Origin of the sequence: Streptomyces sp. NBC_00076 (assembly GCF_045041235.1) — a bacterium.
GTDB lineage: Bacteria > Actinomycetota > Actinomycetes > Streptomycetales > Streptomycetaceae > Streptomyces.
Genome location: NZ_CP108242.1, coordinates 8,685,271 through 8,703,817 on the forward strand (window position 1 = coordinate 8,685,271; position 18,547 = coordinate 8,703,817).

Sequence of the window (18,547 nt, forward strand, 5' to 3'; positions counted from 1 at the left end):
CCTCTCTCGGCTCCAGCCACGGCGGCTCGCGCATCTACCGCCAGAGTTGCGCCGTGGCCTCAGGCTACGGACCGTTGCTCCTGCGCTTCCGCTAGTTGTGGGACGCACTGGCCTCGGACTCCGGCTGGACGTGTTCTCGACCACCGGAGGATTGGTTGTCAGTGCGCCTGACAGCCCCATGGTCGCAGGAAGTGTGCGCAGCGCCCGCGATTGCGGACTGTCTCACGAGATGCTCGACAGTGCCGAGATCCGTCGCCGATGGCGGATAGGACGACCGGGCGAGGTGCTGGAGGCGCTGCGCCGCCAGCGCGACGAGGTGCCCAGCCCGGGTTATGCGACCGCTGGCTGCGAACTGAGGGAAGGCATTGCTTGGGGCATCCGCCTGACTCGGCGAAGGGGCCGCCCTTGGTGCTGGTTCGGGTGTCGGGGCTGGGGTGCGGTGGGGGACGGTCGCGCCACAGGACCGGCTGGCCGCTGGGGAACCGAGAGGGCTCAGCAGGGGTGCCGGTGTCGGCTCGTGGGTGCCCGGAGCCTGCTGGGACCAGCAGGAGTAGGGCAGCGGACGCCTCGTCCGGTGGTGGGCCGCGGCGCCGGAGACCGTGACGCCCGCCAGGAGGGTGAACGTGCCGACACAGATCGCGAGTGGTCGCAGCCACCTGTGCGGGGGAGGCATGTCCCTCTCGCGGTCTGCGCCGAGCTGGTACGTCCCACGTCGTGGAAGAGAGCTTCCTTCCGTATCGGTTTCCGCATCAAAGGCGGGCGGCATGGTCCACGATCCCTGTGTCGCTGAGGTGCAACGCGTTCGCGGTCACTGTTCGGCGGCCTCTCGTGCGATCTGCTCGAACTGGGCGCCCATGGCCTCGGCCAGCGCCTGGGCGGCGGAGAGCGGGCGCACCATCACCGTGAAGTCGTCGATCCTGCCGTTCTCGTCGAAGTGGAGGAGATCGCAGCCCTGGAGCTTCTTGCCGGCGACGGTCGTGGTGAAGACGAAGACATAGTCGCGGCCGTCGGGCCCCGCGATCTCACGGATGTACGTGAAGTCCTCGAAGACGCGGAACACACCACGCAGGAACGCGGCGGTGATCGCCTTGCCCGAGTACGGCTTGAAGGCGATCGGGCTGGTGAAGACGACGTCGTCGGCCAGCAGGCCGACCACGGCGTCCATGTCACCGCTCTCGACGGCCTTGCGGAACGGATGCATAGACACCTCTCATACTCAACAATTTGAATAGTCTGCTTTGGGAGAGTAGGACGGGTGACCTCTCACTGTCCATAGATTTAGGTAAGGTCATTAGTCAACTAGTTGACTAGTGTCAGTAGTGCTAGCGTGTGCCCATGGCATTGCGGAACGCGGTGATGGCCGCGCTGCTCGAGGGCGAGGCGTCCGGCTACGACCTTGCAAAGGGATTCGACGCGACGGTCGCCAACTTCTGGATGTCGACGCCCCAGCAGCTCTACCGGGAGCTGGAACGCATGGAGGCCGAAGGGCTGGTCACGGCCCGCCTCGTCGAGCAGGAGCGACGCCCCAACAAGCGACTGTTCTCCTTGACGGAGACCGGGCGTGAGGCCGTACACGCCTACACGACCGGGCCTTTGGGCAAGCCGGCGGTGATCCGGGACGAGTTGATGGTCAAGGTGCAGTGCCTGGACGCGGGCGACATTCACGCGGTCCGTAAGGCCATCACCGAGCGCGTGGAGTGGGCGACCGTCAAGCTGGCCCGGTATGAGCGGCTCCGGCAGCGCCTGCTCGACGGGCGCTCCGAGGAGGCCTACTTTGCCGAGGCCGAACGTATCGGCCCCTACCTCACCCTGCTACGCGGCATGTCGTTCGAACGGGAGAATCTTCATTGGGGGGGAATCGCGGTGCGCAGGCTGGACCAGCGTGCGGCCGCTCTCCAGGCGAACCCGGCCGGCCCGGCGACAGACGCGCGTGACGACTAAGGGTCCGGCAGGGCTGCAAGGGCCAGCCGAGTCCTGCGCGTGTTGAAAAAGGGCGGTGGAATCCCAACAGGACAGCCGCAGCACGGGTGCCGCTTTCCTTGGTCGCCTTCACTCGGCGATCAGTCCCGATGAAGGCTCGTTGGGAGCGCCCGACGCGCTCCACGCTGACAACCCCACCGTGCCCCTGAGCGCCCCACCGATGCACGGAACGCGCCTGCCCCGAGTGTGTGCCCGGTGCCCCCGTGCAGCACCCGATCCCGGTTTGCCGGACCGGGGTACGCGACGCTGGCCTTGCCAACCCTTCGTATGCTTCAATCCGAATGTTCAGATGTCCAACATTTGGAGTTGTGATGGAAGGATTGCGGCAGCCACGCCGGGCGTCGACTCTGGCCGCACAGGTTGCGGACCAGCTGCGGGAGCAACTGGCTTCCGGGCGGTGGCCGGTGGACACCCGTATCCCGGGTGAGCAGGAACTGGCCGAGATGCTCCAGGTGAGCCGGAACACCATTCGCGAAGCATTGCGGGCGCTGGTGCACCTCGGTCTGCTGGAGGCCCGGGTCGGCGATGGCACCTACGTCCGGGTGACCAGCGAGTTGGAGGCGGTCCTGCTGCGGCGCACGGCCACCACGCCTCCGGCGGACGTATTGGAACTGCGGGCGGTGCTGGAGGAGCATGCCGCCGGCTTGGCCGCCGAACGGCGGTCGGAAGCGGATACCGCCCGGCTGCGGGAATTGCTGGCGGCGGCCCGCGAGAGCAACCACTCGGGGGAGATGGCGCAGATAGCGGCCGCCGATGGAGCTTTTCACCTGGCCGTCGTGCAGGCCAGCGGCAATGAGTTGCTCGCGGAGGTCTACGAACATCTAGGCGGTGCTCTGACTGCCGTGCTGACAGCGCTCCCGTGGGACGGCGACGTCGCCGCCGAACATGACCACTGGCATGGTGCACTGGTCGACGCGATCGGTGCCGGCGACGCGGTCGCTGCCCGCTACGCGGCTTCCATGCTGGTGCGAGTCACAGGCCGGCTGAGCGCGGAGGCCGCCGCTGAAAAGGGCGGTGCGGTGGGAAGCGGTCGTCATGCGGGTGCATGACCCGCGCGACGTGTCGGGTAGGACGGGCAGCGCTGTGTCGAGGGGCGCCCTGCCAGGTGTGTGGCTGCTGGTGGGCGTTGTGCTTGTCGCGGCGAACCTGCGTGCCGCACTGACCGGGGTGGGTCCACTGCTTCCCGGCATCGAGACGTCGACCGGCCTGTCCGGCACCTGGACCGGACTTCTCAGCACCCTGCCGCTGCTCACCTTCGCCGCCACCTCACCGCTGGTCGGACGGACCGCCCACCGGCACGGTGCGCCTCGCGCCCTGGTCGTCTCGCTGGCCGTGCTGGCGGCCGGGCTGCTCCTGCGCTCCCTGCCAGGGGTGTTCTTCCTGTTTGCGGGCACGGTCGTTGTCGCGGCAGCGATCGCCTACGGCAACGTGCTGTTGCCCTCCGTCATCAAAAGCACCGTGCCGGAAGACCGGATCGGGCAGGTGACCGGCCTCTATGTCACCGCGATGGGCCTGCTTGCCGCCATCTCTTCCGGAATCTCGGTCCCGCTGGCAAATCACCTGCCCGGGGGATGGCGTACCGCGCTGGCGTGCTGGGCCGTACTCGCCGTGCTGGCCTTCGGAGTCTGGATCCCGCTGTACCGGCGCACCGGCCCCGCGGCGGCAACGCCTGTCTCGCGGGCGCGCATCCCCTGGCGTTCCCCCTTGGCCTGGCAGGTCACCCTGTTCATGGGGCTGCAGTCCCTCGGCTTCTACACCACGATCGCCTGGCTGCCCAGCATTGTGCATGATCACGGAGTGGGAGAGACCGCCGCCGGGTGGCAGTTGTTCCTCTTTCAGATCGTCGGTCTCGTCTCCAGCAGTGCACTTCCCGTCCTTGCCCGCAAATGGACGGACCAACGACTCTTGGCGGCGGCTGCCTCGGTGATCGTCGCGGCGGGCTTCGCGCTGCTGGCCGTGGCCCCGCAGTTGGCCGTCGTGTCCTGTGTGCTCACGGGCCTGGGTGGCGGAGCGTGCCTGGTCCTGGCCCTGACTTTCCAGGGCCAGCGGGCGGCGGACGCCTCGCAGGCAGCGGCGCTGGCCTCGATGGCCCAGTCCGTCGGCTACCTGGTGGCAGCCATCGGACCACTCCTCCTCGGCGCACTGCACGACCTCACCGGCGGATGGACGCTCCCCCTTCTGCTCCTGGTCGCGCTCACGCTCGCCCAGGCCGCCGTCGGAGCAGGCGCCGGCCGCGACCTGCGCCTGGACACACCTTCCCAAGTTCCCACCCCTGTACGGATCGGAGACTGACTGTCATGACCATGACTGCGCCCTTCAGTTACCTGGACACGCCGACGGCAGCCCCGCTGTCGATCACCGAGCTGATGCCCGGCGCCTACAACCTCCTGGAATACGCTGCCGTCACAGCGGGAGAGCAGGTGCTGGTCCTGGCCGAGCACGGCACCGATCCGGTGGTCATCCAGGCCATCGCAGCGGCGGCCGCCTACCGCAACGCCGAGGTGCACGTGCTGTCCGTACCGCCCTTCAGCGCCGGCGGATGGGATCGCTCGACGCCCTCACCGGTGCCCTCCTCCGCCCATGCCGCCGCCGACGTGGTGATCTCACTGACCTGGTGGGGGGAGGTGCACACCGCCCGACTGTTCTTCAACGAGATCGCCAAACAGCAGGCCCGGTTCGTCTCTCTGCACCAGACGGCCACGGCCTCGGCCCTGGCCACCGGGGCGCGGTTCCCGCTTGAGCTGTACTTCGCACTGGAGACCAAGGCATACGCCCAGATCTCCGCGGCGCAGGAGATCAGGGTCACCACCGCACTGGGCACCGACGTGACCTTCCGCGACTTCACCACGGGGACGCCGGTGAGCGGCCACTCCAGCGCCCCCCTCACCAACGGCATGTGGCGGCCCTTCCCCTACGGAGGCGCCAACTTCTCCCCCGACCAGACCGCCGGCGTGGTCGTCATCGAGGAATCCACCGTCACCGGCGTCCCCGCCGAACAGACCACACTGGAGCTGGAAAACAACCGCGTCACCGCCATCCACGGCAGCACGGCGGCCGCCGAACTGCGGCGCTACGCACCGGACGGCTACTACATGCGCCACGCGCTCATCGGACTCAACCCCAAGGTCCGCGTGGCAGGTGGTACCCAGTTCGAACGTGAGAAGCACGCCGGCGCCTTCTACTTCGGCATCGACGGCCTGACCCCGCAGGGCGAAGTCGACCGCGCGAACCCCGGCCACGCCCACTGCGACTGCCAGTTCGACCAGCCCACCATCACCCTCGACGGTCGGCCCTTCGTCGACAACGGCTACCTCCTGCTCCTCGACGACCCCGAAATCCGCGAGCTGGCTGGGAAGTTCGGCCCCGCCGACATCCTTCTCGATCCCAACCCGCGCCTCGTCCTGCCGCCCCGCTACAGCCGCTGACCACAACGGGGGGGGTGACCCCGGCCAACTCGCTTGCAGACCGTTTGCCAGGCGGCAAGTCGCTCGGATGTGTTGTGGCGACCCTGTGGCCTGCGGTCCTCTGCGGTCCTCTGCGGTCATGCCCCGTGGCGAGGGTCGTCAGCTCCCTGATCACAGCGTGGCGCGCAGGTGGCTGACCGTGACGAAGTGGTAGCCCTCGGCGGTGAGGGTGCGCAGGATCTGCGGGACGGCGGCGACGGACGTCGGGTGGATGTCGTGCATCAGGACGACGCTGTTGCGCCGAGCCTTGGCGATGACCTTCTGAGCGACCTTGGCGCTGTCCTGGTACTTACCCCTGATCGCGTCATGCGGATGCCCCCACTGGAGCTCTCCCGTTCCCCCCGTCATGTCGTGACCGACTGCCTCAGCCGGCTCCGTACGTGTGGCCGCATAGCGACGGCCAGGGTGAGGTGCATCACAGAGAGCTGGCATGACCGACCGTTCGCATGCTTCAATCTAGATGTTCAAATGTCCAACATTTGGAGGTGTGATGGAGGGGATGCGGCAGCCGCGTCGGGCGTCGACTCTGGCCGCGAGGTTGTTGCCGACCGGTGCGTTCGCGACCGACGAAGACCAACATTCCAGCCGCCTCTGATTCACCCGAGCTGCCTCTCCTGCGGTTCGGGCAGCGGCCACAAAGCACAGATCTCGCGCGTCGGCATGCGGAACGCCGCGTCACCCGGTGGGTACGCCGATCACGACGTACCGAACCCCTTGCCCTGCCACCGCCGAGCCCAGCTCACGTCAGCGATGGGCCGGTTCAGGACGGCTCGACGGTTTCGCGGTCACACCGCGACCACTGGCCCGGTCCCTTTGGGACTGGCTCGGAACACACTGAACTCACTCCGGAAGGATGCCATGCGCAACACCACTCATCGCGTGAAGCTCGCGCTAGCTGCAGGGCTAGCGACCGCGGCTCTCAGCGTCGGCCTCGTCCTCATTGCCGGATCCGGCACAACCGCTGGGGCGGCCCCGGTGCCCCCACCGCTGCCGACCGGCTCGGTGGTACCCGCACCGCCCCGGTGAACGCCGGAGGTCCTGCACATCTCCTCGGAACGCGCCGGCCTAGGAGGAGGCGCGAGGGGAAGCCGAAGTGCCAGCCGGGCCCGGCACTTCGGCTGGGAATCGTTCCGGCACTCGGTTCGGCCTGTGATTGATCGAGGGCCCACCGCTGGTTGGATCCGCCGTGGCAGGTCCACAGGACTGCTTGCGTGCCGTTGGCGGTTCCGATGTCGTATGCGTCCAGGCAAAGCCCCCAACCGGGCGCTGTGATGGTGCCATTCGCGTCTTCTTCTCAGCGGTAGCCTTCGATCGTCATGAGTCCCCGTCAGCTTGCTGACGGGGACTCTGTGTGGTGGGGGGTCTTTTCTGGGGCCTTGAACCCACGGCCGGGTAGTCAGCGTGATGCCCAACTCGTCATCGCGGGCTGCACCCGTACTCCAGAAGACATGGCTGAGCGTCGTCACTATCCCAGCGATCTGTCCGACGCCCGCTGGGAGTTGGTCGAGCCGATCCTGACCGCCTGGCGGGCCGAACGCCGCGGCTGGGAACTGGACATCGGCCGCCCCCAAACCATGACCTGCGCAGTCTCCTGGACGCGATCCTCTACGTGAACTGCACCGGGATCCCCTGGCGGTTCCGCCCGCCCGAAGGCCGGGAGGACGAACCCAGCGCATGCGTCATCGACTCGCAGAGCATCAAGACCTCTGCCAACGTCCCCGCGGCCGGCCAGGGCATCGACGTCGGCAGGAACTCCGTGGGCCGCAAGCGGGCATTGTCATCGACACTCGGCCCGCTGTTGGCGGTGCTGGTCACGGCCGCGAGCGTGCAGGACTCCGTCGCAGGCCAGGCGCTCATCGAGAAGGTGGCCGCAGAGCAGAGGATTCATGGTCCTGCCCCGCCACTGGACCGTCGAGCGCACTGGGCTGGCTCATGAGGAAAACGCCCCAATACCCCTCTGTCTGCGCTGTACCGCGCAGACAGAGGTTAAAAGAGAAGCCAAGAGCCTGTTCTCATGCGACGGAGAGGAAAGGCCTCTTCCGTCGTTGCGAGGGTCAGGAGGTGGCGGCCCTCCGGGCCGGACCCGTGGTCACGGCCCGTTCGGTGTCGGTCAGCAGTGATCGGTCAGACGCGGGTCCACTTCTGGTTGGCCGCACCGCCGCAGTCCCAGATCTGGACCTTGGTGCCGTTGGCGGTGGCGCCGCCATTGACGTCGAGGCACTTACCGGAGTGGACGGCCGTGATGGTGCCGTCGGTATTGAGGCGGAACTGCTGGTTGGACTGGCCGTTGCAGTCCCAGATGTTCACGGCGGTGCCGTTGGCGGTGGCGGCGCCGACGACGTCCAGGCACTTGGCGCCGCCGTAGACCCGCAGCTCGCCCGCGCTGGTGCTGGTGAACCGCTGGTTGGCGGCGCCGTTGCAGTCCCAGATCCCAGCGAGGGTTCCGTTGGCCTGGGAGCCGCCGGTGATGTCCAGACAGCGGCCGGAGCCCTGGCCCTTCAGCGAGTAGGTGCTGCTGGGCGGCGTCCCGCCGCCGGAGACCACGTACATCGCGGCGCCGTGGGCGGGGACGGAGGCGCTGATGGCGCCGCTGGTCGTGCTGGTGGTGTGCGCCCACAGGTCGCGTACCGAGTAACTGGACGCCGAGCCGAGGCCGATCTGCGTAGCGGAAGTGGAGACGGTGGCCGTGCCGTTGCCGCGGTTGAGGAGGACCACTGCGACCGAGCCGTTGGCCATCGGCTTGGTCCACACCTCGGTGTTGCCGTTGTCGACGATGCGGTTGCCCTGTCGGCCGCCCCAGTCCTGGTTGACCCCGATGACCTCGGTGTTGGTCAGGATCGACTTGGTGGCGGCGCTCATGGTGCGCAGGTCGTTGCCCGCGATCAGAGGCGCGTTGAGCAGCGCCCAGAGGCTGAAGTGGGCTCGGGACTCGGTGTCGGACAGGCCGTTCCCGACCTCCAGCATGTCCGGGTCGTTCCAGGCGCCGGGGCGGGAGAAGCCCGCCCAGCCGGGCTGGGCGTCCAGGATGCCCATCACGGAGTTCCAGTTGGCCTGGATGTCGCCGGTGTTGCGCCAGGAGTTGCCGGTGGCGGGGCCCCAGGTGCCTACCTGGTCCTGGCCCCAGTTGCAGAGGGCGAAGAGGATGGGGCGGCCTGTCCTGGCGAGAGCGTCGCGCATGGCGGTGTAGCGTTCCTGGCCGCTGCGGCCTTGGTGGTCACCGCAGTTGTCGTACTTGAGATAGTCGATGCCCCAGGACGCCCACAGGTTGGCGTCCCGCTGCTCGTTGCCGAGGCTGGCGGGGTAACCGGCGCAGGTGGTCAGGCCGGCCGACGAGTAGATGCCGAGCTTCAGCCCCTTGCCGTGCACGTAGTCGGCGACTGCCTTCATGCCGTTGGGGAACTTGACGGGGTCCGGGACCAGGTTGCCGCGGGCGTCACGGTTCCGTGTCGACCAGCAGTCGTCGATGTTGACGTACTCATAGCCCGCTGCGGCCATGCCGCTGGAGACCATCGCGTCGGCGGTCTGCCGGATCAGACGGTCACTCACCTCGCAGCCGAAGCTGTTCCAGTCGTTCCAGCCCAACTGCGGGGTACGGGCAAGGCCGTTGTCGAGTGCCAGAGCCTGGGGGGCGGATAAGAGTGCGATAGGTATCGCGGCGGCGACCAGGGCCGCCGACAGCACCGCGCGGATGAGTCTGAGCATAGGTTTCTCCTCGATCGGTCGTGCGTATTCGAGGGCGTCGAGCGTGGGCTCGAGCCCGTTGTGCGCCGATGGCAGATGTCGTCCCCGATGATGCTGTTGTATGCGGTGACCGGCAGGTTGAACTGGGCGGTTGGTGCCTCAATGAAGCTGCCGCGTCAGTTCGGCACGGCAGGTCTGTCGGTGGCCCAGCGTCAGGCCGTTGAGGCAGACGGCGCGGGATGAGCCGGAGGAGTCAGTCCGAGCTGTTATGAGGGCCGGTGCCCCGTGCCGTTTGCGACGCGTGCTGGAATGTGACCGAGTCGGCCGTCGCCGCTGCGGACGCTGCCGGTCACTGGTCGCCGAGACGCGGCTGAGGCTGATCGGCAGAGCGGCGCGGTACCGAGCGTCACGCGTCGGACAGGCATACGACGATGCAAGCGGCGAACGACCATGCCCAACCTCCAGTACGCAGATCTGAGGGTTGCAGAGTTACGGGCCCACTCCTTCCGCCTCCGGTCGGGTTCAGTTCCTCGCTATCGGACGGTCCAGTGCTGGTTGGATCCTCCGTTGCAGTTCCCAAGGACGGTCTGGGTGCCGTTCCCGGTGCCGCCGTTGCTCGTGTCCAGGCACAGGCCGGATGGGACGCTGGTGATGGTGCCGTTGGCGTTGACGTTCCAGCGCTGGTTCTGCCCGCCGTGACAGTCCCAGATGATGACCCGGGTGCCGGCGGACGTTCCCGAACCCTCGGCGTCCAGGCACTTGTTGCTGTACACGCGCAGTTCACCGGCGCCGGTGCGCGCCCACTTCTGACTGGGCCGGTCCGTGCAGTTCCACAGTTGGGCCTGGGCGCCGTTGGTCTGCGACGAGTTCGCCACGTCCAGACAGCGACCGGAGCCGGCGCCGACGATCTGCCCGCCGCTCGGCGGGGTGGTCGATCCGCCGGGCGGCACGTACGGGCACTTGGTCTGGGACCGGGAGACCCCACTGCTGTCCGCCAGCGACGGGCACAGGAACTGGGTATAGCGGGTGTCGTTGTCGACGAAGATCTTGAGCCAGGGGATCGTACGGCGCGTCACGTTCGAGTTCCCCCAGGTGGGGAAGCCGTGGCCGCCGCTGGTGAGCTCGATGTAGGCGCTCTGCGTGGCGGCCGGCATGCCGCCGTACAGCCCGTTGAGGTAGGACGGGGTGACCGTGCCGTCGTCCCGTGCGCCCATGATCATCGTGGGCACCCGCAGGCTGGACAGGTTCTGTGAGGGGGAGAAGGGCGCGAGCGGCAGGGCCGCCTTCAGCGACGGCCGGCGTTCGGCCGCGCTGATGGCGCCGCCACCACCCATTGAATGGCCTATTACGCCCAGCCGGTTGGGATCGACCCGGTCGCGCACCGGGCTCTTCTGAGTGAGGTAGTCCAGCGCGGCGAGCAGCTGGGTGCCGCGAGCGGTGTCGAAGTCGTTGGGGCTGTTGGTGTCGATGCCGATGACGACGAACCCGAAGGACGCCAGCCACGGCCCCATCCACGCGCCTTCGGCAGACCACCGGGCGGTGTAACCGGGCACGGCCGCGACCGCACCCCACGTGCCCAGAGAGGTGTCCGTCGGGTAGTAGATCTTCCCGCCGTTGAAGCCGTTGCCGGGCGGCACGGTCACCTCCGCGGTCGCGAACGTGCCCCGCTGGGCCGCGACGCTGCTCACCGTGGGAGCCGGGCCTCGCTCGTACGGGTTCGCCGCGGTCGACGGCGATTGCGCCGACGCCGGTTGGATCGCCACCAGTGCGGTGATCAGGCCGGTTACGGCCGCGACCACGGCTGCCTTCCACGTGACCGTCCTGCTGTCGGATCTCGTAGGGCGGGTGGGGGTGTCGCCGGACACCGGGACGTCGGTGATGCTTGAGTGCATCGTCCTGTTCCTCCATACCTTTGTCGTGGCTACGGGAGTCGCGCCGAACGGGCGACGGCTCGCGTATGGCGTGCGCATGACATACATAGGTCGAGTTGCGTCACTGGTAGAGCCGGGGAACGGCCGGGGGAGTGGTGCCCGTGGCGCCGGTGGAGAAGACCGCGGCCTCCTTGGCGGTGGTGACGATGCCGTTCGATCCGTTGAACAGGCGTCGGCCCCAACTGGTGAGCTGGTTGGGGTCGAAGTCGGTGACCAGGTCCAGGTACTGCACATCGCTGCTGTTGCCGCTCCACGACCAGCCCAGATAGCCGAGGTGGAGCCGCTCGGCGGCGGCCAGGATGGCGTCCTCGTCGGGGTTGCCGTCGGAGTGGTTGTGGCCGAACTCTCCGACCACGATGGGGAGTTTCGCGGCCACGAAACGGTTGAGGTAGTCGTTGACCTTCGCGGCTGTGTTGAAGACGCCGTACATGTGGACCGAGAACACCGTGTTGCGGTCCGGGTCGGCGGCGAACACCGACCCGGCGTTGTCGCGCATCGTGAACGCCCAGTCCTGGCCCCAGTTGGGTGCGTCCACCATCAGCGTGTGGTTGAAGCCGGCGCTCCGCAGCTTCTGGACGGCTGCCTTGGTGTCGGCCGTCCACCGCGTGTAGTTGCTGTTTCCGAACGGCTCGTTGCCGATGTTGACGATGACGTACTTCTCCTGGCCGGTCAGGACACTCTTCAGGCTGATCCAGTAGTCGGCGGCGCGGGACAGGGTGGTCGCGCCGCTCTGGTCGCCGTAGCCCGTGGTGTCGTGGACTTCGAGGACGCAGATGAGCCGGTTCTGCTTGCACTGGGAGACGACGTTGGCCACGTCGGCGGCGCTGTTGCGAGTCCAGCGGTCACCGCTGGCGAGGACGACGCGGACGGTGTTGGCGCCCTTGGTCTTGATGTGGGAGAGGGAGTTGATCCGGTTCGGGTACCAGGTGTGGGCGTGGTTGACGCCCCGCATCACGAAGTCGTTGCCCGACGCTTCCAGGAGTCGGCCGTTCTGGACGCGGAAGCCGGTGGGCGCGGCCTGGGCCGGGGTGGCGAGACCGAGCAGGGGGACGAGGAGACCCAGGAGAGCTGCCAGGACGGCGGCCGTTCGTGGGGCGGTTCGCGTGCGGAATCTCATGGCGGCTCCAAGAGGGGAAGGACCGTGTGCTCAGGAGGCGGTGGCTCGTGCCGTGCAGCTGACGGCGGCGGTGCGGGTGCCGGTCGTGACGTGGGACGCGGACGTGCTGCTCATCGTCCTCGCGCCCTGGTGGTCGCCCTTTCAGGAGGAGACGGCCCCGAGGGCGGCCGGGCAGGCGGGACCACCGTTGTCCGGGCCGCTCGGCAACGCCTTCAGAGGAGAGCGGCGAGGGCGGGATACCAGCGGGCGGCGATCTTCGTGTTGCCGGAGGTGGACGGGTGTACCCCGTCGTAGGTGTCGCCTGAGGTGTTGAAGCCCGTCCACTGGTCGACCGCGGTCACCGTGGAGCGGCTGGTGCTCGTCGCCCGGGCCCAGCCGGGGATCCGCGCATTCAGGTCGACCACTCGCCGGGCACAGCCGGTGCAGTTGGTGGGGTTCATCGGAATGATCTGTGCGACGAGAATCTTCATGTTCGGGTTCGACGCCCGCATCTGTGTCACCAGCTTGGTGTAGGCGGTGAGGATGCGGTCGGGCGCGATGCTGCTCCAGACGTCGTTCGTACCGAAATGCATGACAACGATGTCGGGACGGGTGGCCGAGAGGCGGGCGGGAAGCAGGTTCTGGTTCGCCACGTTGGTCACGAGCTCACCGCCGTGGCCCTCGTTGTCGCTGTCGAACGCCTGGGGGCAGCCCTGCTGGCTGAGAGTGCCGACGAAATCGATGTTCGAGTGACCGGCACTGCGCAGACGGTTCCACAGCACCGAGCGCCAGCAGCCGGGGGAGCCGGTGATCGAGTCACCCAGCGGCATGATGCGTACCGGGGCAGCTGCGGGGGCGGCAGAGGCCGCGGGCGCGAGGGTCACGCCAAGGGCGAGCAGAAGCAGAGTCAGAAGAATTTGGAAGAACGGTAAGTGCGGGGTGATGCGCATGCCAGTCCCTTCCTGTGTGAGCGCTCTGAGAGATCTGGTCCGGTGGCTGCCCGCCTCGCCGCTGACATACCTGCGCGCGACGTCAGCGCGCCTGGTTCGTGCCTACCACTGGTCAGATGTGCGGGGTACAGGCAGTGCAGACGCTGGGGCGAGGCGGGTGGGCACGGTGTTCCCGAAGAAGCGCCCAGGGTGCGGGTCTGGTTGTCGGCGGTGTTCTGGCAGGCCGGCGCGGTGCGGTACTGGGTGTCAGGGGGCGGCGTGGTGGGGCGCGTGCCGGTCAGTGCGACATTGGTGACGCCGCCGACCAGTCGGCCTCGGGGAAACGGATCGTTGCTCTTCGCGGTGGTGGCGTGATGCCGAGGGGTGCGCCGGTCACGATGGCCTCCGATGCGTGGGGGTGCCGAGTGAACCGGTGCCCCTGAGGGCCGGACGGTGATCATTCACTCAGATGAGCATGGGAACGCTCCCATGGAGCCTAGAAAGGCGCCGAGGCGCCGTCAAGGAGTCTGTCGAAACTTGGCGTTCGACCATGCTCGAATTCGTGACTTCGGTCGTATGCGCTGATTGCCGGGCCGTCGCATGCTCTGGAAACTGCGTGAGGCGCCGACTATTGAACGATCCCAGTGAGCGAGTCGTCAGAGTTGCTGATTCACGTGTACTCGTAACGCCGTCCTGTTTCAACCCGTTCAGTCTGTGAACATACGTAACACCCGTGATCAACTGAGGCGGATCTGCCGACGGACCGGGCCGTCAGTCGGACATGGAGCGGCTTCACCGCCGCTGGCCCACTGCATCGCCCACGCCGATGGCCGATTGCGCACCGCCCGGTATGTCTCTTGTGCGGCCGGCGCGCGCAAGGAACCGCGTACAGCGCCAGTTCCCCGCCGCCTGGGTCACCGGGGACGATTGTCCGCCGGCAACGGACAGGCGGCGGGTCATGACTCCTGCCAGCGGGCAGGTTCTATGCTGTGGTCCGCGGCCATCAGCTGTTCTTCTGTCTTCACGCACCGATGATCACTGGTGGCCGTACGCATGCCCGGGCGACCCAGCCAAAATGGTGTGTCGGCAGGCATGGTCTTCCAGCGGATCACAGAGCCTCGAGAAATCCATGATCTTGGAAGTTCGCGCCTGTCAGGGACACACATGCGGCGTTAAGGCAAATTGAGTAAGCCGAGCCAAGCGCACACCCCTATTTACCCAGGTCATCCATATTTCCCTCCTGTGGGGGATGATCAATCCAAGTAAGTCAAGCCTTACTTTTGAATGGTTTCGACCGCATAGTGGTGGCTCGAACCGAGAGGAGCCCCCTGTTGTCGCAGGTGAACGACCCCGCTGTGCGCCAGGTCGAATTGGAACGAGCTCATGTGACTGCCTCGTACGAACTGCTCACCGAGCGGCTCTCCGAGGCGCGGGCGCACCGGGCGGATGCACTCAGGGCTCCGGCCGAGAGCGCCGGTGAGGTACACGAGCGAGAGGTCGCCGCTGAACGTCTGGCCAAGGAGATCGGTCGGCTTGAGGGCGCCGAGAACGGGCTGGTTTTTGGCCGCATGGACTGGTCGGACGGCACCGCTCTGCGTATCGGACGGATCGGACGGCAGACGGAGGCCGACGAGCTGCCCCTGCTCGTGGACTGGCGTGCGAGCGCGGCGCGGCCTTTCTACGAAGCGACGCCGGTTCACCCGATGAACCTGCGGCGGCGTCGGCATCTGCGCCTGGCGGATCACACAGTGGTCGCGGTGAGCGACGAACTGCTGGACGGCTCCGCCCCGACTGCCGAAGACATAGTGGGCGACGGCCCGTTGACCGAGGCCCTTTCGGCACGGCGTACGGGCCGGATGCAAGCGGCCGTCGCAACACTGCAGGCCGAGCAGGACGGGATCGTTCGCTCCGCGCACCGCGGGGTGACGGTGGTGCAAGGCGGGCCCGGCACGGGGAAGACCGTCGTCGCCCTGCACCGGGCGGCGTATGTCCTGTACGCGTTCCCGCGCGCCGCGGAGCAGGGTGTCCTGGTGGTCGGGCCGAACGCACGGTTTCTCGACTACATCTCCCAGGTCCTGCCCTCGCTCGGCGAGAACGACGTCGTCCTGGCGACCTGCCAGGAACTGGCCGGAGTGTTCCCGGACGCGGTGGAGCCGTTCGATGCGGCGCGTCTCAAGGGCAGCTCCGTCCTCGCTGACGCTCTGGACAGTCTGCTGCGCGTCCACCAGGCTCCGGACGGTGACTTCACTCTGCGGGTCGGACAGGATGTGGCTCACCTCTCGGGCGAGAGAGTCGCCGCGGCACGCGACGTCGCCGTGGCGACCGGGCTGGGGCACAACCCGGCGCGCCAGGTGTTCAAGGAGCTCCTGGTCGACGCCGTCACCGATGCGCTGAAACGCAATATGGGCGACCTCCTGGAGCAGATCGATGCCGAGGTCACCCAGCTGACGGGCAGGAACCTCGACCGGTTCACGGCGGCCGACCTGCGCCACGGCCACGACGGCGCAGCCGTCTCGGGACCGGCCGACGAGTTCGACGCGGACGCTGTCCGGGCCGATCTCCTCGACGACGCCCAGGTCGACCGAGCAGTGGAGGTGCTGTGGCCGCGGCTGGTACCCGTTGACCTCGTGAGGGCTCTGCTGATGGACCCCGTCTCTCTCGCCGAGCATGTGCCGCGACTGACCGCGCACGAGCGGTCAGGTTTGCTGCGGAGTCCGGACGACCCGTGGACGGATGCCGATGTGCCGCTGCTGGACGAGGCGGCGAGCCTGATCGACGGCCCGCCGGAGCGGACGTACGGGCATGTCGTCGTCGACGAGGCACAGGAGTTGACCGCCATGCAGTGGCGAATGATCGTCCGCCGCTGCCCGGCAAGGGCGATGACGCTGGTGGGCGATTTCGCCCAGGCCGGTCCGGTCGCGACAGCACGCGACTGGAAGGAGGCATTGAGTCCGCATGTCGGCCCGCGGTACAAACTCCACAGCCTGACCGTCAGTTACCGAACCACGCAGGAAATCCTGGAGAGTGTGCGAGACCTGCTCGCGCGGATCGCTCCGGACCAAACTCCGACACGCTCACTGCGACATGGTGAAACTCCTCGCACCGTGACCACATCTCCGGACGGGCTGGTCGCCACCCTCGCCCAGGAGATTCGTGCCCAGAACACCGCCCACCAAGGGGAGCTGCTCGGGGTGATCTGCGCGGATACGAGGGTGGGCGAGCTGATGGCCGCGGGCATCGCGCAACTCGCACGTATCGTGCCGGCATCCAAAGCGCGCGGTCTGGAGTTCGACGGGGTCGTCGTCATGAGCCCCGCGGAGATCGTCGCAGCCCGCCCCGGCGGGGAGAGGGACTTGTACGGGCCCTGACCCGGGCCACCAAGAGGCTCTGCACGATTGCCGTCCAGCTCGCCTGACGGATCACCGTCCGCTTCCTAGCGCGCATGCGCCACGGACATGCGCAAGCACCGCAAGCACCAAGACAGAGAAGGTGGCATGGCAAAGGACTTCGACGCCCCACGCAACGACGGCGTCATCGACAACCTCGAGGAGCTCAAAACCCGCAGCACGTCCACATCCGCTTCCGCCATTGACGTCGACGAGTTCGAGGCCGCCGAGGGCCTCGAACTGCCCGGCGCTGACCTCTCGAGTGAGCAGCTGACCGTCCAGGTACTTCCGCCGCTGGACGATGAATTCGTCTGTACGGCCTGCTTCCTCGTGTACCACCGTAGCCAACTTGCCGGCGGAGGCAGCGCTTTCCGTATCTGCCGTGACTGCGACCAGCCCTGACATCACAACGACTAGTAGCGCTTCGTTACGTTGAGTGATCTCGGCTGAGCGTGGGCAGCATTCCGGAGTGAGGCGCTGAAGCGAAGGACCGGTCGAGCTGTGCCAGCAGTATGCGGTGGCCACCTGTGACCGGCCCCCGTCGCACATGTCCATGGTTGCCGGGCGGGCGATGACGAGCAGGCTTCACCAACCCTGGGCGGCGCCCAGGTGCCGGCGGACCGGTCGTCAGGCCGGGTTCGACGTGCCGGTGACGACGTCCACCGCATGGCGGCGGTGGGCGGCGAAGAGCGGGAGGGCGGCCCGGGCGTCGCGGGCGCGCAGAGCAGCGGCCAGCGCAAGGTGCTCCTGGGGAATGCAGCCGAGGTAGCCCTCGGTGCTGAGGCCGATGCGGGTCAGCAGGAACAGGTGGACCTGGCAGCGGATGGTCTCCCAGGCCGCGACGAGACGCTGGTGGCCGGTGGCGGCGAACACGGCGTCGTGGAAGGCGATGTCCAGGCGGACCATGGCGTGCGGGTCCGCCGTGCGGTCCATCACGCCGGCCGCCTTCTCGATGGCCGCGAGGCCCTCGTCCGAGGCGTGCGCGATGACCTGCTGGACGGCGAGATCCTCCAGTGCGCCGCGCAGGCTGTCGAGCTCGGCGACATCCTCTGCGGACAGCGTCGTGACCACGGTGCCCCGGTGCCAGGCGCAGTGCACGAGCCCCTCGCGCTCCAAAACGCGCAGAGCCTCACGCACCGGACCCCTGCTGACCTGCAGCACGCCGGAGAGTTCGACCTCTCGCAGCGGTGCCCCGGGGGCGTATGCACCGCTGAAGATCGCCTCCCGGATCCGGTCGGCGACCTCGTCGGCCAGTCCGCGACGGCGGGCGGGGGCCACCGCACGATCTCCTGTGGCTTGCGTCTTCTCCATGTCGTGATGTTAACATTCCATCGTTGTCGCAATGTCAACATTGCGACAACAGGAGGCCGGTCGTTCGTCCAATCAGGAGAGAGGCGTTTCCCGTGAAGGTGTTCCAGATCGGTGCCGCCGGAGGTGTCGGCAGGAGGCTCGCCGGCCTGCTGTCCGAGCGCGGCGACGAGGTGAGCGGCATGCACCGCAGCCCGGCCCAGGCCGACACGATCCGCGCGACCGGTGCGACGCCGGTGACCGGCGACCTGATCGCCGACTCTGTGGACGAGCTCGCAGGCAAGCTCGCCGGGCACGACGCAGTGGTGTTCTCGGCCGGCGCCCACGGAACCGGCATGGACAAGACCACGCTCATCGACGGCAAAGGCCTGGAGAAGGCAGCCGCCGCGGCCGAGACCGCCGGAGTCCCGCGCTTCGTCCTCGTCTCCGTGTTCCCCGACGCCCTGCGCGGCGAGGGAGCGTCCGAGGGCTTCGAGCACTACGTCAAGGTCAAGAAGAGGGCCGACGTCCATCTCACCCGCACCGGCCTCAACTGGGTGATCGTCCGCCCCGGCACGCTGCTGGACGGACCGGGTACCGGGCGGGTCACCGCCGGGCCCGCCGTCGAGTACGGCGACGTACACCGCGACGATGTCGCCGCGTTCATCGACGTCGCCCTGCACGAGCCCGCCCTCAGTCGCGTCATCGTCGAGCTGACCTCCGGCGACACCCCCGTCGCAGACGCGGTCGAACGCCTCGCCTGAGCCCGGCGCTCCTGCCCACCCCGCATCCC

13 protein-coding genes and 3 pseudogenes are annotated in these 18,547 nt (G+C 67.7%); 8 read left to right on the top strand and 8 right to left on the bottom strand.

Going from position 1 to position 18,547, the window contains the following annotated elements; all coding sequences use genetic code 11:
- Nucleotides 1-808 precede the first annotated feature (808 nt).
- Nucleotides 809-1,201 carry a nuclear transport factor 2 family protein gene (locus tag OHA64_RS38990; protein ID WP_405624296.1) on the bottom strand — a complete coding sequence of 131 codons (393 nt, stop codon included), beginning with the start codon at nt 1,199-1,201 and terminating at the stop codon, nt 809-811.
- Nucleotides 1,202-1,335: 134 nt separating this feature from the next.
- Here OHA64_RS38990 and OHA64_RS38995 point away from each other — a divergent pair, with 134 nt between their 5' ends.
- From OHA64_RS38995 to OHA64_RS39010, 4 genes are all read left to right on the top strand, one after another.
- On the top strand, nt 1,336-1,941 hold the full coding sequence (locus tag OHA64_RS38995; RefSeq protein ID WP_405621487.1) for a PadR family transcriptional regulator: 606 nt from the start codon (nt 1,336-1,338) through the stop codon (nt 1,939-1,941).
- A 350-nt stretch (nt 1,942-2,291) separates the two neighbouring features.
- On the top strand, nt 2,292-3,029 hold the full coding sequence (locus tag OHA64_RS39000) for a FadR/GntR family transcriptional regulator (protein WP_405624297.1): 738 nt from the start codon (nt 2,292-2,294) through the stop codon (nt 3,027-3,029).
- Nucleotides 3,030-3,099: 70 nt separating this feature from the next.
- Nucleotides 3,100-4,272 (top strand): CynX/NimT family MFS transporter, encoded by a 1,173-nt coding sequence (locus tag OHA64_RS39005; protein WP_405621489.1) that lies wholly within the window; start codon nt 3,100-3,102, stop codon nt 4,270-4,272.
- Between the two features lie 5 nt (nt 4,273-4,277).
- Nucleotides 4,278-5,405: a hypothetical protein gene (locus OHA64_RS39010; RefSeq protein ID WP_405621491.1), complete on the top strand. Its 1,128-nt coding sequence runs from the start codon at nt 4,278-4,280 to the stop codon at nt 5,403-5,405.
- Nucleotides 5,406-5,555: 150 nt separating this feature from the next.
- Here OHA64_RS39010 and OHA64_RS39015 read toward each other — a convergent pair whose 3' ends face one another.
- Both OHA64_RS39015 and OHA64_RS39020 read right to left on the bottom strand, forming a co-directional pair.
- Nucleotides 5,556-5,792 (bottom strand): hypothetical protein, encoded by a 237-nt coding sequence (locus OHA64_RS39015; protein WP_405621493.1) that lies wholly within the window; start codon nt 5,790-5,792, stop codon nt 5,556-5,558.
- Nucleotides 5,793-6,381: 589 nt separating this feature from the next.
- Nucleotides 6,382-6,717 carry an RICIN domain-containing protein gene (locus tag OHA64_RS39020; protein ID WP_405624298.1) on the bottom strand — a complete coding sequence of 112 codons (336 nt, stop codon included), beginning with the start codon at nt 6,715-6,717 and terminating at the stop codon, nt 6,382-6,384.
- A gap of 175 nt (nt 6,718-6,892) precedes the next feature.
- Between OHA64_RS39020 and OHA64_RS39025 the strand changes: the two are divergent.
- Nucleotides 6,893-7,320, top strand: a pseudogene (locus OHA64_RS39025) (transposase); the annotation flags it as partial.
- Between the two features lie 248 nt (nt 7,321-7,568).
- Here OHA64_RS39025 and OHA64_RS39030 read toward each other — a convergent pair.
- The 4 genes and pseudogenes from OHA64_RS39030 to OHA64_RS39045 all read right to left on the bottom strand — a co-directional run.
- Nucleotides 7,569-9,146 (bottom strand): ricin-type beta-trefoil lectin domain protein, encoded by a 1,578-nt coding sequence (locus OHA64_RS39030; protein WP_405621495.1) that lies wholly within the window; start codon nt 9,144-9,146, stop codon nt 7,569-7,571.
- Between the two features lie 512 nt (nt 9,147-9,658).
- A complete protein-coding gene (locus OHA64_RS39035; protein ID WP_405621497.1) occupies nt 9,659-11,017 on the bottom strand; it encodes a ricin-type beta-trefoil lectin domain protein in 1,359 nt (452 codons plus the stop codon).
- Between the two features lie 100 nt (nt 11,018-11,117).
- Nucleotides 11,118-12,173, bottom strand: a complete 1,056-nt coding sequence (locus tag OHA64_RS39040; protein ID WP_405621499.1) for a glycoside hydrolase family 5 protein — start codon at nt 12,171-12,173, stop codon at nt 11,118-11,120.
- A gap of 39 nt (nt 12,174-12,212) precedes the next feature.
- Nucleotides 12,213-13,102: pseudogene (locus OHA64_RS39045) on the bottom strand (SGNH/GDSL hydrolase family protein); the annotation flags it as partial.
- Between the two features lie 1,364 nt (nt 13,103-14,466).
- Between OHA64_RS39045 and OHA64_RS39050 the strand changes: the two are divergent.
- Nucleotides 14,467-16,496: pseudogene (locus OHA64_RS39050) on the top strand (HelD family protein).
- A gap of 79 nt (nt 16,497-16,575) precedes the next feature.
- Entirely contained in the window at nt 16,576-16,869 is a 294-nt protein-coding gene (locus OHA64_RS39055; protein WP_405621501.1) for a DUF4193 domain-containing protein, read from the top strand.
- Nucleotides 16,870-17,094: 225 nt separating this feature from the next.
- Here the strand turns inward: OHA64_RS39055 and OHA64_RS39060 are convergent, their stop codons facing one another.
- Nucleotides 17,095-17,778 (bottom strand): GntR family transcriptional regulator, encoded by a 684-nt coding sequence (locus tag OHA64_RS39060; RefSeq protein ID WP_405621503.1) that lies wholly within the window; start codon nt 17,776-17,778, stop codon nt 17,095-17,097.
- Nucleotides 17,779-17,870: 92 nt separating this feature from the next.
- On the opposite strand from OHA64_RS39060, the gene OHA64_RS39065 reads away from it, so the two are divergent.
- Nucleotides 17,871-18,518 (top strand): NAD(P)H-binding protein, encoded by a 648-nt coding sequence (locus OHA64_RS39065; RefSeq protein ID WP_405621505.1) that lies wholly within the window; start codon nt 17,871-17,873, stop codon nt 18,516-18,518.
- Nucleotides 18,519-18,547 lie beyond the last annotated feature (29 nt).

Coding starts and splice junctions, on each gene's coding strand:
- OHA64_RS38990 (WP_405624296.1), bottom strand. CDS start 1,201: ATGCATCCGTTCCGCAAGGCCGTCGAGAGCGGTGACATGGACGCCGTG.
- OHA64_RS38995 (WP_405621487.1), top strand. CDS start 1,336: ATGGCATTGCGGAACGCGGTGATGGCCGCGCTGCTCGAGGGCGAGGCG.
- OHA64_RS39000 (WP_405624297.1), top strand. CDS start 2,292: ATGGAAGGATTGCGGCAGCCACGCCGGGCGTCGACTCTGGCCGCACAG.
- OHA64_RS39010 (WP_405621491.1), top strand. CDS start 4,278: ATGACCATGACTGCGCCCTTCAGTTACCTGGACACGCCGACGGCAGCC.
- OHA64_RS39015 (WP_405621493.1), bottom strand. CDS start 5,792: ATGACGGGGGGAACGGGAGAGCTCCAGTGGGGGCATCCGCATGACGCG.
- OHA64_RS39030 (WP_405621495.1), bottom strand. CDS start 9,146: ATGCTCAGACTCATCCGCGCGGTGCTGTCGGCGGCCCTGGTCGCCGCC.
- OHA64_RS39035 (WP_405621497.1), bottom strand. CDS start 11,017: ATGCACTCAAGCATCACCGACGTCCCGGTGTCCGGCGACACCCCCACC.
- OHA64_RS39040 (WP_405621499.1), bottom strand. CDS start 12,173: ATGAGATTCCGCACGCGAACCGCCCCACGAACGGCCGCCGTCCTGGCA.
- OHA64_RS39055 (WP_405621501.1), top strand. CDS start 16,576: ATGGCAAAGGACTTCGACGCCCCACGCAACGACGGCGTCATCGACAAC.
- OHA64_RS39060 (WP_405621503.1), bottom strand. CDS start 17,778: ATGGAGAAGACGCAAGCCACAGGAGATCGTGCGGTGGCCCCCGCCCGC.